Origin of the sequence: Thalassobacterium sedimentorum, from assembly GCF_031127905.1 — a bacterium.
Taxonomy (GTDB): domain Bacteria; phylum Verrucomicrobiota; class Verrucomicrobiia; order Opitutales; family Coraliomargaritaceae; genus Thalassobacterium; species Thalassobacterium sedimentorum.
Window position 1 is genome coordinate 1 of sequence record NZ_JARXIC010000011.1, and the last position, 15,776, is coordinate 15,776.

The window sequence follows — 15,776 nt, forward strand, 5'->3', positions numbered from 1 at the left end:
ACTTATTAGATCCTTTTCATTCAAAGTACAGATATTGTTGCTGGCTTATCATATTTTTAATATGCAATGGCATTGTGACAAGTCGCGCCCCTACCATCTCAGTTAGTATTCACGAAAATTAACGTAATTAACGGTTCAAAATCGCCGAATCCCAGTCTTCCTCGAGCACGTATTGCAGTGCCACCGACAAAAAATAGCTCAGAAAAATAAGATGCCTCTTATCTCCCTGAGCTATTTTGCCAGACCGACGGAGGGTCCGTCTTTAACTGATCAGCGCCTCAGCGGGAGGCGCGAACTTGGTCAAATTGATGCCGACGACCGCAGACTTGTATTCCTCAATATTTGGCGTGCGGCCAAGGATTGCGGAAAGCACAACGACGGGAGTGGAGGCCAATAAAGACTCACCTTTTTTACGATCGGAATCTTCCACCACGCGTCCTTGGAACAGACGGGTGGATGTAGCCATCACGGTATCGCCACGAGCCGCTTTTTCCTGATTACCCATGCACAGGTTACAGCCAGGACGCTCGAGATACATCATGTTTTCGTATTCAGTGCGTGCCGCGCCCTTCGGTGCGTCGTCGTCGAACTCGAAACCGGAGTATTTCTGCAACATCTCCCAATCACCTTCAGCCTTCAGCTCGTCGATGATGTTGTAAGTCGGCGCAGCCACCACGAGGGGCGCCTGGAACTTCACTTCACCTTGTTGCGCTTCGAGATTCTTGAGCATTTGAGAAACAATCTTCAAGTCGCCCTTGTGCACCATGCAGGAGCCGACGAATCCGAGATCAACGGACTTCTCTCCCTGATAGTAAGAGAGCTCGCGAATAATATCGTGGGTGTAGCGCTTCGAAATGTCCTCGTTGTTGACGTCCGGGTCCGCGATCATCGGCTCGACGATGGCGTCGAGGTCGACTACGAATTCGGCCGAATACTTGGCATTGGCATCGGGCATCAGTGCGGGCTTGGCACCGGAGCGAATGTCGGCAATACGCTGATTGGCAATATCGATCAGGCCTTGCAGCACCTTCGAATCATTGTCCATGCCCTTCTCGATCATGATCTGGATACGGCTCTTCGCGATTTCCAGTGATTCGATCAGTGTCTCGTCCTGGGAAATGCAAATGGAGGCCTTGGCCTTCATCTCTGCAGTCCAGTCCGTAAATGTGAAGGCTTGGTCAGCGGGCAGCGTGCCAATGTGCACTTCGATCACGCGACCTTGGAAGACGTTCTCCCCAAACTTCTTAAGCATTTGAATTTGCGTGGCGTGCACCACGTCGCGGAAGTCCATATGCTCCTTCAGCTCACCCTTGAAAGTCACTTTAACGGACTCAGGGATCGGCATGGTGGCTTCACCCGTAGCCAAAGCCAGCGCCACGGTGCCCGAGTCGGCTCCGAAAGCGACGCCCTTGGACATACGCGTGTGCGAGTCGCCGCCGATAATGATCGCCCATTCATCCACAGTCAGGTCGTTCAAGACCTTGTGGATCACGTCGGTCATGGCATGGTATTCGCCCTTTGGATCACGTGCAGTGATCAGCCCGAACTTATTCATGAACTCCATCAAACGTGGGATATTGGCCTGTGCCTTCTTATCCCACACCGATGCAGTGTGACAGCCGGATTGGTAACCGGCATCCACGGTCGGAGAGATGACTGTGGCCGCCATTGATTCCAACTCCTGCGAAGTCATCAGCCCGGTCGTATCTTGCGAGCCGACGATATTGGCGCGCACCCGAACGTCCGAGCCCGCGTGCAAGACAGCACCTTCAGACACACCAACGGCATTCTTATTAAAAATCTTCTCCACTGCAGTCAGGCCCTGGCCTGCATGCGAAATTTCCTTGGAAGGCGCGAAGGCCGACTCCAACTCAACGCCCAGAGTTTGAGCCGCGAAGCTCTGTAGCTTTTTACCGAAAACGACCGCGTAAGAACCGCCCGCCTTCATAAACTCCAGCTTCTGTGGTGTAAACGAAGCCGTGAGATCGACCAACTCTTGCTCACCATTGTAGAGCTTCTTTTCCTTGGTGTTGATTGTCAGCACTGTGCCAGTTGCGACAGAGTAGACTTCCTCCAGCACGGGATCACCGCTCTCGTTCAAGACCGGCTGGCCCTCGGCATCCAATTTCTTGCGCCAGTTCTTCAGGTCAATCCCGATGCCTCCGGTCACATCCACGGTGGTCAGGAAAATCGGCGAAATCCCATTCGTGCCCGCAACAATCGGAGCAATATTCACAAAAGGAATGTAAGGGCTAGCGGGTTTACCGGTCCACAGAGCTACATTATTGACGCCCGACATACGCGAGGAGCCCACGCCCATAGTGCCCTTTTCGGCAATCAACATCACACGCTTATCAGGATGCTGCGCCTGCAGGCCTTGGATTTCAATCTGCGCCTCTTCGGAAATCATGCACTTACCATGCAGCTCACGATCCGAGCGCGAGTGCGCCTGATTGCCCGGGGACAACAAGTCAGTTGAAATATCGCCTTCGCCAGCGATGTAAGTGACCACTTTAATTTCTTCGTCCACCGGAGGCAACTTGGTAAAGAACTCCGCCTTGGCATAGCTCTCAAATAGCTCCTTAGCGGTGGCATTGCCTGCCTGATACGCGGCCACCAAGCGATCTGTGTCCGCCTCGTAGAGAAAAACCTGAGTCTTCAAGACCGCAGCAGCCTGTGCGGCGACCGCGGCATCCTCACCCAGTGCGAGGTCCAAGAGCACCTTGATCGAAGGGCCCCCCTTCATGTGCGATAAGAGCTCCAAGGCAAACTCGGGAGTAATTTCCTCCACCACAGACTCCCCTAGAATGATCTCTTTCAAAAATTGCGCCTTCACCGTGGCCGCACTGGTGGTGCCCGGTAATACGTTATAAATGAAGAAATGCAGCGAATCCTTCCTGTACTCGTTATCGAGATCTTTAATCTGCTCGATTATGACAGCGAGCAATTCGCCATTATCAATCGGTTTCGGGCTCAGCCCTTGACCTTTACGTTCTTCAATCTCTTTGGTGTATTCTAGGTAAGTATTCATATCTTCAGCTAGAACACAAGGTCTGGCCTCGCCTAGGGATTTCAAGAAGATTTTACGAAATATTACATCCTCTCGATTGATTGTTGATTATTAACTTCACAGTGCTAGCCTGTCCTGCCAGCTTTCCAGCATAATTTTCTCCCGACACCTTTCACACCTTACCAGCCCACGCTCTATATGAGTGATCCACAACCACCCACCTTTCTCGTTAGCGCTTACTCCGACCCTGTCGTAGTCAAGATCAACGGCAAAGCGAATTACCTGAATTGTAATTCATTCCGTGAGTTTATCGAAACAATTCTCGCATCGGGAAGTCGTCATATCTTCATTGATTTCGAAGCATGCAAAGGGATGGATAGCACCTTTTTAGGCATTTTAGCAGGCACTGCAATCGAGTTACGCAAGCTCACGCCCAAAGGCGAACTTGTCGTCGGCAAGCTTGGAGAGCGCAATTACGAATTAATCTGCAATCTTGGCCTACAAAACCTACTCACAGTCTCCGAAAGCGAGGGTAACACTGCAGACAACTTTGCGGCACTTAAGAATCAAGAAGTTTCCGATGCAAAAAACATACTAAAAGCCCACGAAAACCTAACCGAGGCCGACAAAGAAAACGTAGCCAAATTTCAAGACGTCATCGCGTTTCTGCGCAATCAAGTCGAGAAGCAGGACAAAGATTAAAGCACACGCCGATCCTAATCAGGAGACGAACAAGGAGACGCACCTCATTAAGCCCCAGCCATGCTGACCTTCATACTTGGATTAATCGCTGGAGCCCTGGCACTATGGCTGCCCTACACAGCGAAGCGCAAACAAATCAAAATTCTCGACGAAGATAAGCAACTGCTTCGGCAAGAGAAGCAAATCGTCGTAGAGTTCATGCACAACATGGTCGAGGCTGTAGCCGAAGGCAGCGATCGTGAAGCGATGTTTCAACGTATCATTCATGCCGCAATTCTAAGTACGGGGGCAATGAGTGCCTGCATTTTTGAGAAACGTCCGAACGACACCTTAAAGGGCATCGCAGTCGAGGGCCTCTTTCCACCGCAACGCAAGCTGCCCAAGTCTGTCACTAGTAAACTAACCACCCGCACCCAGTTCCTAGAAAGTATACTCAAATCCGAAACCTATAAAATGGGCGAAGGTCTGATTGGACAAGTCGCCAAATCGCACCGGGCCTTGCTAATTGCAGATGCCCAAAATGACCCACGGATTATACAACACGATGACCCCTCCCTGCAGGTGCGCTCCTTCATCGTGGCCCCCGTACTCTTTCAAGGCGAACTCATCGCAGTGCTCGCAGTTGCCAACCCCTCGGACGGACTCGCGTTTACAGAAACGGATTTCTCCTTGGTCGAATCTCTGGCCGAACAAGTAGGACTCGCGGTACATAACAGCGACGCAATGCAGTTGCAAATCGACAAAAATAAACTCGATACCGACATCGAACTCGCCAGCAACATCCAAGGCCTGCTACTGCCCAAGAAATTCCCCCCGGCCGACCACATCGCTTTCGCTTCACACTATACGCCCGCGCAAAAAGTCGGCGGCGATCTCTACGACGTTTTTGCACTGGATGAAAAAACGATCGCCTTCGCCATTGCGGATGTATCCGGCAAAGGCATCTCGGCCTCCATCCTAATGGCCATTTGCCAAACGCACCTGCGCCACTTTGCCAAACTCCACCGCTCCCCCTCCAAAGTAATCAGTTCCATCAACGAGGCAATGGAGCATACGATGCAGCGCGACATGTTCATCACTATGGTTTATGCCATGATCGACTTGGAGACCGAACAACTTACCCTCGCGCGCGCGGGACACGAATTACCTATTTTCTACGACCAGCACTCCAAAGGCGGGCTCGACGTCGGCCCAATTCAATCGCCGGGCATGGCTGTCGGAATGGTCCCACCCGCGGTCTTTGACAGCATCATCCAAGACACCTCTATCCACTTTGGCAGTAATGACGCCCTACTACTCTACACCGATGGCATTACCGAAAGCGCCAACAAAGCTGGCGAAGAATATGGTTCGAAACGCCTCGCGGAATTACTACGCAACCACGGCGACAAAGAGGCACAAGACATCATAAATCAAACACTAGAGAGCGTCAGGCGCTTCTCACAAGGCACAGGACAAACCGACGACTTAACACTCATCGCAGTGAAGCACGCTTAAAGACTCAGAAGGTAGATGCACCACTCCATTCCTGAAACCGATACAGCCAAGTCTTCCAGCGCAAGGACCAGCCCTCCTCTGACCAGTCCCCATAAGGCAAACTCTCTTCATATGCCTCTGCATTCGTCCATAGCGTAGTGAAATAGCGATCGAACTCGCGCCCCAACTCAACGTCATCCTGAAATATGAGGTTCGCCTCTAAGTTTAGGTCATTCAAATTGCGCCGAGTCCAATTCGCTGATCCTAAATAAAGAACATTCTGCTGCGGGCCAACAACACGTAACACTTTAGCATGGTATTGCTCTCCATGAGTCGCGGCCCAGCGCACCTCGACACCCCCCGTCCCCGAGGCCTGCTGCAACAATTCAGCCGCCACCATACGATTCGGGATGCCGTTTTTCTCGCGTCCGAAAGCATCCCGATTCGCATCCATCAAAAGCCGCACTCTAGCGCCACGTTGGATGGCCGTGTGAAAAGCTCTGACAATGCGGCGATCAGAAAAATAAAAAATAGCCACATCAATACGACTGCCAGCTCCTGCTTGATCCAACTGTGCCAGTAATTCATTCTGAATCGCTCCCTCACTACGCCACGCGACGCTGGGCCGGTCGGCACGTGCCTCGGGCAGCGAATCGGCCGCTGGCAAACGCTCACGAATCTCAATAATCGCGCGACGTGTCGCCTCGCCCAGCGGCCCCTGAACCTGCTGGAGGTCAGCCGACGACCATTCCGCCACAGCAAGCTCAGAATGGGCGGCATAAATTGCGACAGCACCATCTACAAGTGCAGCAACATTGGAGTGATTGGCGCTCCCGTCGGCAGGATTAAAACTCCCAACAAGCGCTCGTGGTGCCCCACTCAGTCTGCCTGTAATCAGCACCTTACGATGATTCGCTTTAAAATAGAGTAAACGACTCAGCTCAGACAGACTCAGTTTTTCACCGAGCGAATCAAAGGGATTGGGTATCAAACGCCATTCGCCAAGGGGATGATTCGGCGACCAATACTGCCCCCAAAACCACACCTGAGGCGCATACACAAGGTTCGAATCCGGCATCTGGCTCAAATCAGTGAACACCACGGGGATGCCAGCCCCAGCCAAGCGCTCGTAGTAATCAGGCGCATGCTCCCCATAAATTCGGTTAATTGGATCCGTAATGACTAAGATCGGCATCTCCGGATGCTGAATCCGCTTTCGTATTAAAGCATTTGCCAATTCTTCAGACAATCCACGCAACTCACCAGATGCTTCAATCGCACCACGCCACGGGTTCCATAGAAAAAAATCCGCAATTACAAATGTTTCTGCAGCCTCGATTTCGGCTAGAATGGCATCAAATATATGATGTGAACGCACAATTTGCTGGGTCGATTCATCCCACATCGTACGATCGATCAGTAATTTTGCCTCAGAGTATTCGTAGGCGTCGCTCTTTAAACTCGTGCCAGCAGGCAACTCCCTCTGCTGAAAAAGCAAATAGGGCAAAGTCGCCACCCCCAGAAGAGCCCCCACTAGTATCCATTTGATTGTTCGCATCCCACAATCATGCGCACGCAACAAACGAATACAAGTTCCTACACTCAGAGAGTGAGCATACTACTGCCTCCTACCAAACCTGCAAATTCAAGTCGGCGCTGAAACACTGGCTGTGCCACGCAACTCAAATCACTTCATCAACACAGAAGTCTCTTTCAGGTATGCAGTGATCTTGGAGAGTTTCTCCGCATCAAAGTCTTCATGATTCGGCATGATCGTATTAGGATAAAACTGCTTCGGATTCACAACCATTTTGGCAAGGTAGTCTGCGTTATACGTCGCATGCCCCTGCAAGACAATCAAGGGGCGCTGGGAGACATTCCCACCCACATTCCCGGGACCTTGGTGACAAACATTACAACGCTGTAAAAATAAATCACGGCCAGCTTGCGCCATTGGTGAAAGTTTATCCATCGGCGCATTATAAAATGGTGCATAGCGCTTGGCTGTATTCGTTGCATGGATACCATTCATCTGAGTCGCTGAAATCATGCCATACTTCGGCGCGTCCTCATAGCCACTCATATCCCCAACAACAAAGACATAGTATGGTGCCAGCGCTTCAATATCGCCACCAAACATCGGCCACTCAGATTCCTCTGGAGACTTTCCATTATAATACAACAACATTACTGGATCATTTGCCTCGATGTACTCCAGTGTCACAAAACTCTCCCATGCGTCTGTGCATTCTAATACAAACCCATCGCATGTTTCACCGATTCCCAGAACATCGATCAAAGACTTCAGCGGTAAAACTCCCAAATCAGCCTCGGCAGCCCCGGGGAACACTTCCGTACGGATAGTGGTATAGCCCTCAATAGCTGCCAGCTCTGCACGCGTCAGATAACCTGGCGACTGCCCCCAATCTCCGCTAAAATAAATAGACGCCTCTTTAGGTTCTTCAGAATGCAAACTCAGCGCTGCATGAGAAACCGTCTGGCTAGCGAAAGACAGTACACCACAAAGGAATAGAATACGAGATAGGTAGGAATACATCCCAAGCAATTAGCAAAATCCAAGCCAAAAATTTGGAGTGATTCTTATTTTCGTGAAAGATTGTATAATACAATAGCACCACTGTCGCCGACGAAAAGACTCCATCGCGACAGTGGCACTAAGTAGTTCGTCCGCAAAAACTAACGCTTCACACGTCGGCGCCCCAGTGCACAGCCCAATGTGACACAACCTAATAATGCCGCTGCAGCGGCTGGTTCTGGCACTGCAATCTGATCCGCAAGCAATAAGCTGGAACTGAGTGTCCCCGATTCAGCACCACTTGGAAGTAAAATCGAGTTTTCAGTAAATGCATACAATCCATGCCCCGAAGTTCCATCCGCAGGCATAGTCCATTGACTTCCCAAACTTCCAGTCACTTCATCAAACAAACCATACGCGGCACCAAAGTTCACCATGCCATCGATCATACTGACATCGGGAAACCACACCAATGCCAGCGCATCCCCCTCACTTAATGTATGGCTACCGTAACTACCAAGAGTGATACCTGTAGCCGCCCCAATAAGCAAACCGTCGATGCTATTATTCGTCAGATCAGAAACCCAGAGAACAACATCATCACCTGCAGCACCATTCGATGTCAGACCAGAAGATAAATCCCCTCCGAAAGAAAAAGGTTCAACCGACCCAAAGCCATTATCCTGCGTATCCGCAAGCAGCATAACAACACCGGAAGATGCCATCGCCTCACCTAAAATAGCTGTCTGTAATTGATCCGCCTGAATATCAAAAGAGACGGTCGCATACGAGTTGGACATCATCGCTGAGGCACACAGCAAAACTGTAGAACTAATTTTTTTCATAATAATATTAAATAGGAATGTTAAATTAATCGATATCCGGACTCAAATACCCCGGCAGGAAATGCCACAGATGTGTATCCGTTTCAGAGCTGGCAGCTTTACGAAGAATGACACCTTGTCCTGGCTGAAACACTTCGACCGCATCCATGATAGTCAGCAAGCTACCGCCCTTCAAACGCCAGCCCGGGCCACCAAAAGCGGAACCATTATAATAATAGTAAATTGCCACCGCGGCTTTATTAAAGCCTTCAGCAAAATTATCCACAACCAAGACCTGATCCCCACTCAAACCGGAAATAGAATCAGTGGCCTGAAAGCCTCCCGTTTCAATCAGTTTAGAATCTGCCAGGCTTGTGGGCAACATGCTCGCAGAACTCACACGTAGGTCATTAGAGCTTTCACTGCCCTCAATGACAAAGGCGGACTGTGTCATTTGCACATACCCTGGCAGCAGTAATTCAACAGTTGCATCCGTAACATTGCGAAAAACAAAGGCACGATCAGGCGCAATGGGTTGATCATCATGCAAGGTAGTCAAACTATCCCCCTTCAAGCGCCATCCATCACCACCAAAGTCACTGCCCTCATAGTAATAAAAGATTTCCGATGAAGCTGGATTCACCCCCTCGACATTCGAGAAGAAATGCACTTCAGAGCGCTCGCCTAAACCAGTGATCGAGGCACTCGCAGTGACAGCATCTTGCTCACCAAAAAAGGTGCCTAAGGTCCAATAAGGGATGATCTGCAATACTTGATCGTTTAGGTTAAAGCCATCCAAACTTCCTTCCTCCAGATCCAACTCCAGAGAGTCGGCGTCGTTGCCTGAGATCGTGTAGTAGCAACCTTCCAAATCACCACTCATGAAGAGTGCATAGTAGGTCACTAGTTGCGTATCGGCGACATACACCCATTCGTCCTCCGACCAATCTGGGCTGGCGCCCGTAGTGACTAGGTCGATACGATTTCCTTCAACCGTCGCAATCTGTCCGGAATAGACAGCGGTGCGATGCAGCGGCAGGCTGATCAAGGCATCGGATTGAGCCGGCACTTCCAGCTCTAGGATGCCCATAGGGTCCGTTTCCAGGGTGATGGCTGTCCCCACACTCGCCGTCGCGGCGAACAGCGGGAGCAGTATCCAATTTCGGGTATGTAAATACATATTAAATCTTATTCTAAGTGTTAATGTCTGTAGTGCGTATTATTGAACGACGATGCGCCAGAAGAGGGCTTTGACTTTAGTATCAATCTCAAGCTGGACCGATTCGGTGCCATCCTCGTTGTCGACGATACGTTCGGTGATCTCGACGACTTCTTCGCTGGGCAGGTCCCAGTGGATCAAGTCTTCCGAGACGAGGTAGCTCCATTGCAAGCCGGCATCCTGAATGCGCTGGTAGCGCATTTCATTCACGCCCGCCCCCAGTGTAACGGTTGGCATGTGCAGACCGGATCCACTCTTGGGATTTCCATTAAAGACGAACTCATAATAATTACTATAGCCGTCGCCATCATGGTCGTCCTCGCGGCCGACATTGCTATCTTCGGCATCGAAGAGTTGGTCACGCCACGAGGAGTAAGTGGACCCCGCTGCGGTGAATGACTGTAAGCTGGTTTCCACTGGCTTACGTCCATCCGTTGCTTTGGCATACCACTCATAATGACGGCCAGCCAATAGCTCATCCCACTCGAACTCCAATTCGGATTCGGCAGGTATATCGGTGAAGGTCGCCAACTCCTCAAATTCGGAGATGATGGTTCCCATGTCATACTCCAATTCGAACTGACTGTTCGTATCGGTCTCATAGGCATCCACCCAAGGTGAGTAAGTGCGCACGTAGATCTTATTGTGTGCAGGTTCGAATGTCAGGATTCGTAGGTAACCTTGGCCACCTTCGCTGTAGCCCTGATAGTCTTGTAAGAGGGAGTGCGTAATATTTCCCTCGAACTCATCCGTGCGTTGTCCCTCACCGTGGATGTGACCACCGAGCATCAGGTGTAAGTTAGGATAGCCCTTCAAGCGCTCGTAGATCGCTTCACCGTAGGAACTCCAAGAAGCAGGATTGCCGGTATTAACTAGGTGGTGCGTCGTCACGATGACACGACGATCGGGATAGGCTTGCACTAAGCCTTCGGCCCAATCGAGCACCTCTGTATTTGCAGAGCCACGATACTCCAGACTGATCGAAAGGAAGTCGTATGAGCCAACCGAATACAATTGATAGTAATTATCATTGTTACTGCCGTAGTGGTCGCCGTAGTAGCTCTTGTCGGCCCAGTGATCGACACCGAAATACTTGTTATAGTAAGTCGTAGTGCCATCTGGATCCCAGATCGGCTCTTGGTCGTGATTCCCGACCGCGACGCCATAAGGAATACCTTCAGGCAGTCCAGTGGTTAGCGGATCTTCCAGTAAGTAGAGCGCGTCCGAAGCGTTGATCCACTCCTGCTCTGCAGAGCTTCCGTTACCATACGTATCACCGTTCTGAACGATGTCTCCCAGGTGCAAGACGAAGGCGATATTCAAGGCTTCGCGATTATCAATGACCCATTGTGTTTGTGAAGCGAAGATTTCCTTCACAGCTCCATTGATCTCTGCCGAATAGAATTGTGTATCAGGCAGCAATACCACCGAGAACGCTTCGTCGGAATCAGCGACTAGACGTCCGAAGAGTGTGACATCCAGTAGGTCTTCAAGATTGCCATCAGTGACATCCAGATTAATAACCGCGGGCTCGGCAACTTCAGACGCACCGTCTGTAGGCGCATTGATCGTGATCTCTGGATACAGATTCGCAGGATCAGTATCGATTTCAACAATCAGCTCTGGGCGTTGCTTTGCATCGGCACTTAATGATGAATAGAAACCGTATCCATCGTCGGAGTAGGTTTGAATCACCCAGCCATAGACCGGTGCACCATTCAACCAGTCGACCAGGGTCGGCGTGACCTCGACGTCGTAGTATGACTCTTGGCTAGAGAAGATGCTCACGCTATCGGGCTGACTATCTGATTCGATATCGTCATCGTCGATACCGTTACCGCCCCAGGCCTCCGAGGACCAGCTAGACAAATCATCCCAATCCACCAGCATTTGCTGGAAGTGCATGGGGCCATCACTTTGCACGGAAGTATCGGTGCCGACATAGAGTCGGATATAAGCACGATCGATAATCGAGCCTGCAGGAATTTGCCCCGCAGCTTCACCAAAGATGTCGCCAAAGTTCAGCAATACCTGACGCTCACTGCCATCCGAGTTGTGGTCTACCCATAGGATTGCATTCTGCGCATTGGCCTCAGGCGTATCGGAATCTATCTCAATCTCCAATGCACTCGCATAGTCATTGAAACCTTGCTGAAAGGACAGTTGACGCAGACCATAAGGTCCATCGTCGGTGCGAGCAAACGCGGGCTCACTAATGCCGCCACCAGTTTCGCTCAAAGCGACTACACGGTAATAGTGTGTGCTCTCCGTCTCCAAGCCAGTGTGGCTGTAGGACTGCGTATCTGGATCGAGATCCGCAACTAACACCTCCCACTCACCGTAGTAGTCCGTGGCGTGTTCAATCATATAGGCGGTCTCGTCGCTAGCAACGTCAGTCCAGGTCAACTCAATTTCTGAAGTAGAGACCGGCTCTGCAACTACCGAAGTGGGCGCTGCAGGAGTCGGGCCATCGCTATAGACAACCACTAATTCAGGATGAATATCAATATCTGCGGCCTTGGAAGTCCAGAAGCCAAAGCCATCATTATCGGAGTTCAACAACACCCAACCGCGATTGGTCGCAGTGCCTGCAAGATACGCTTCGATGGAAGCGGTGACGTCCCACTCGCTCCAGGTCTCGATGTCCTTATAGGTTTCATGCACATATTCCGCAGTGGCAACTGCTTCGACATCGTCGGCTGTGATACCATCGACCATCGAATTCCAGCTGCTGTTCGCCGACCAATCCGCGAGCATGCGGTGCAGGCTAATGATATCGTTGCTGGGGTTATTCCCATCTCCAACCCATAGGCGTAGCGTCGCGCTCTTAACGATCGCAGTGGATGGTATTTGCTGCGCGCCGGTTCCGATGATATCTTGGAAATCAATCAGCACCTGATCTTCATCAGTCTCACTATTATTGTCGGTATAGAGGTTGGAAGTATTCCAGGTTGCATCAGCACCAGGCGAGCTCGAGGATCGAATGCCGATATCATTAGTCGCGGTGTATCCATTCATTCCATACTGGAACTTGGCAACTTTCTCATTGTAGCGCGTGCCGATATTCGCACGTATCGCGGAGCTATATACCGTGCCCCCAACAGTGCTGACACGGTAGTAGTAATCTAGATCGGGCTGAACTTCCGTGTCGGAGTAGCTTTCCACATTCGCGGCAGTCGTTTCGATCACAATCCATTCACCCTCTGTGCCTTCGCGGCGCTCCAGCGTGAAACCGGACTCATTACTGGAAGCATCTACCCAGCTCAATTCGATCACTTTATCGGCTGTGGCCAATGCGGTCAGATCCGTGGGAGGAAAGGAGATCACAGATGTGTCCAAGTCGGTGGCTTGCCAATCCGCATCAGTAAAGACCCCACTAACAGCGCCGTGAATTTGCTGACTTTCGTCGTAGGCTGCGGCGCCCGCAGTTTCATCCAGTTTCCAGAAGCCGGACAAGTCTGCATTCGGCAGTGCGGGATTCTCAGTCATCAATGCGCGGATCTCACTCATTTCAAGTGCACGATTCCAAACAGAGACTTCATCAATCAAGCCTGCAAAATAACCCGCCGGTGAGCCGGAGGAATTGAGCGCGGAACCAATACTAAAGTGCTGAATACTATCGGCGCGCAACGGCTGTCCGACATAGAGTTCATTCTCCAGCGCACCATTTAAATATAGCTTCCATGTGCTGCCATCGTAAGTCAGTGCGGCATAATACCACACATGATCTTGAATCGGAGACACACCTACAATCGGGTGATTCAGGCCCGGACTGGTGCCGCCAGCTCCTTCTTCAAAGTCGGCCCCCAGCATACCTGTGCCAGAATCAATGCCGAAGAAATAATTACAATCTACTGTAGTGCCATCACTCTCACCGCGACCTTTCGCGACGAGTGGAATGCCGTGAATACCACCCACACCAGTGGTTGCGGTGGAACCTTCACCGGTTTTCTTAAACCAAAGAGTAATGGTCAACTCAGACATACCGAGCGTGTTGCCCATCGTGATGTAATCATCGATGCCATCGAACTCCAGTGCGCTGGTTCCTGTTCCAAAGCGGAAGGCCTGCACCGCATCGGGCTCGCCTGAGCCAAATGTGTTAGAAGCGCTCACACGATAGAAATACTTCGTATCTTCGAGCACGGTGCTGTCGCTATAGGACGTGCTGCCTGCAGGCAAACTATCCGTGAGTATTGTCCACGGACCATCGAGCGAATAAGCGCGCTCTACGATATAGTTCCCCTCGTCACTCACGCTATCAGTCCATGTAATCAAGGCGGCATTCTCTGGCGTGCGGCTCACGCTGGTATCCGTCGGCGAACCGGGAACGGCACCGAGTGTATAGTGAATGACTAACTCCGGACGCAAACTCAGGTCGCTTGACTCCGAGGAAGTGATCCCGAAACCATTACTGCCCGCATTTAATAATACCCAACCACGATTGGTATGACTGCCATCCAAAATACTTTGCACACGCTCAGTCAAATCCCACTCCGACCAGACACTGGCCACATTCAAACCATTCTGCGCAAAGTCTGGAGTGCTCGCGGCTTCGACACCGTCAGTGCTGATTCCGTCGACCATGCTATTCCAGGTGCTATGGCTGTCCCAATCACTCAACATCGGATACATGCTGATGGTGTTAGAACTCTTCTCATTACCATCGCCGACCCAAATACGTAGGGTCGCGCTTTGAACCACCGAGCCCGCAGGCACTTTGCCATCGGCTATGGCTCCCTCAAGATTGGGGAATTGCATCAAAATCTGATCTTCGTTCGTTGACGAATTATTATCAGTATACAGCGTCACAATGTTCCACGTCACATCGGGTCCAGGCGCAACATATTGGCGCAATCCGATATCAAGCGCATCAAAGTATCCATTCACTCCGTAGCGCAGCTTCGTCACATGATGGCCGGCTGAAGTGCCGGCATTGGCTTGTGTAACTAATGAAGTGGCGCCACCAGACACACGTACGCGATATAGATAATCGACGTCTAAGTCGACCGATTCATCCAGATAGGAAGTGCTATCTGCTGGCAGTTCCGCCAACTCGGACCATGCTGCAGTGCTTGAATCATAACGCTCAACAATATAGCCTGCCTCAGTGCTTGCTTGATCCGTCCAGCTAAGGCTGATCGCTCCTACCTGAGAAGCCCAGGCTCGCAGATCTGTAGGAGGCGTCACAAAATCCGCTCTTACAAAATTGCTGTCCACCCATGTGGATTCGGTCTCGCCAGTAAAGACGCCGTCGTTGTTACCCGTCGCATCGGCGACTGTAACACCAGACGCCTGCTCCAGTGGCCAATAGCCCACCAGTCCGGTTTCTGTGACAGCAGGCGACGAGGTCATCAAGTTCTCGATATCACTTTGGCTCAAGGCATGATTCCAAACGCTGACTTCATTCAGGCTTCCTGCAAAATAGCCCTGAACGGCGCCACTAGAATTCATTGCTGCACCCAATCCGAAATGCTGAATACTATCGGAGCGCAGGGGCTGCCCCACGTAAAGCTCAGCGTCCAACTGACCATTCAAATACAACTTCCAAGTCGTGCCATCATAAGTGAGTGCGGCATGCTGCCACACTCCTTCAAGCACAGGCGTGACACCCACCACTGGATGATTCACCCCCGGACTCAAACCAGCAGCGCCCTCTTCAAAATCAGCCGCAAGCATGCCGGCACTATTAATGCCGAAGATGTAATTACAGTCGAGCGTGCTGGCATCATTCTCACCACGTCCTTTAGCGACAAGTGGGATCACATTGACGCCGCCCGCGCCAGAACTGCCTAGAGCCCCGCCCGCGTCTTTTTTAAACCAGACACTGATCGTGAGTTCGGAAAGACCTAAGGTGTCTCCCATTGTCACGTAGTCATCGACTCCATCAAAATGGAGTGCCTTGAGATCGTCTGCATGCACTAGGTTTGTAGTCGCCGCTGTCGCCAAACAGCCGACAAAGCCGTAGCTACAGTAGCGTGCTACTCGATTATATATTTTATCAAACATCAT

8 protein-coding genes are annotated in these 15,776 nt (G+C 51.1%); 2 read left to right on the forward strand and 6 right to left on the reverse strand.

The window, feature by feature from the left end:
* Positions 1-262: 262 nt before the first annotated feature.
* Positions 263-3,031 (reverse strand): bifunctional aconitate hydratase 2/2-methylisocitrate dehydratase, encoded by a 2,769-nt coding sequence (locus QEH59_RS08135; protein ID WP_308984869.1) that lies wholly within the window; start codon positions 3,029-3,031, stop codon positions 263-265.
* Between the two features lie 177 nt (positions 3,032-3,208).
* Here QEH59_RS08135 and QEH59_RS08140 point away from each other — a divergent pair, with 177 nt between their 5' ends.
* Positions 3,209-3,712, forward strand: a complete 504-nt coding sequence (locus tag QEH59_RS08140; RefSeq protein ID WP_308984870.1) for an STAS domain-containing protein — start codon at positions 3,209-3,211, stop codon at positions 3,710-3,712.
* A gap of 60 nt (positions 3,713-3,772) precedes the next feature.
* Positions 3,773-5,209 (forward strand): SpoIIE family protein phosphatase, encoded by a 1,437-nt coding sequence (locus tag QEH59_RS08145; RefSeq protein ID WP_308984871.1) that lies wholly within the window; start codon positions 3,773-3,775, stop codon positions 5,207-5,209.
* Positions 5,210-5,213: 4 nt separating this feature from the next.
* Here QEH59_RS08145 and QEH59_RS08150 read toward each other — a convergent pair whose 3' ends face one another.
* The 5 genes from QEH59_RS08150 to QEH59_RS08170 form a co-directional block, all read right to left on the reverse strand.
* Positions 5,214-6,746, reverse strand: coding sequence for a phospholipase D-like domain-containing protein (locus QEH59_RS08150; protein WP_308984872.1), 1,533 nt, complete (start codon positions 6,744-6,746; stop codon positions 5,214-5,216).
* Between the two features lie 129 nt (positions 6,747-6,875).
* Positions 6,876-7,745, reverse strand: a complete 870-nt coding sequence (locus QEH59_RS08155; RefSeq protein WP_308984873.1) for a c-type cytochrome — start codon at positions 7,743-7,745, stop codon at positions 6,876-6,878.
* 140 nt (positions 7,746-7,885) lie between these two features.
* A complete protein-coding gene (locus QEH59_RS08160; RefSeq protein ID WP_308984874.1) occupies positions 7,886-8,569 on the reverse strand; it encodes a hypothetical protein in 684 nt (227 codons plus the stop codon).
* 25 nt (positions 8,570-8,594) lie between these two features.
* Positions 8,595-9,728, reverse strand: a complete 1,134-nt coding sequence (locus QEH59_RS08165; protein WP_308984875.1) for a TIGR02597 family protein — start codon at positions 9,726-9,728, stop codon at positions 8,595-8,597.
* Between the two features lie 39 nt (positions 9,729-9,767).
* Positions 9,768-15,776, reverse strand: coding sequence for a DNRLRE domain-containing protein (locus tag QEH59_RS08170; protein WP_308984876.1), 6,009 nt, complete (start codon positions 15,774-15,776; stop codon positions 9,768-9,770).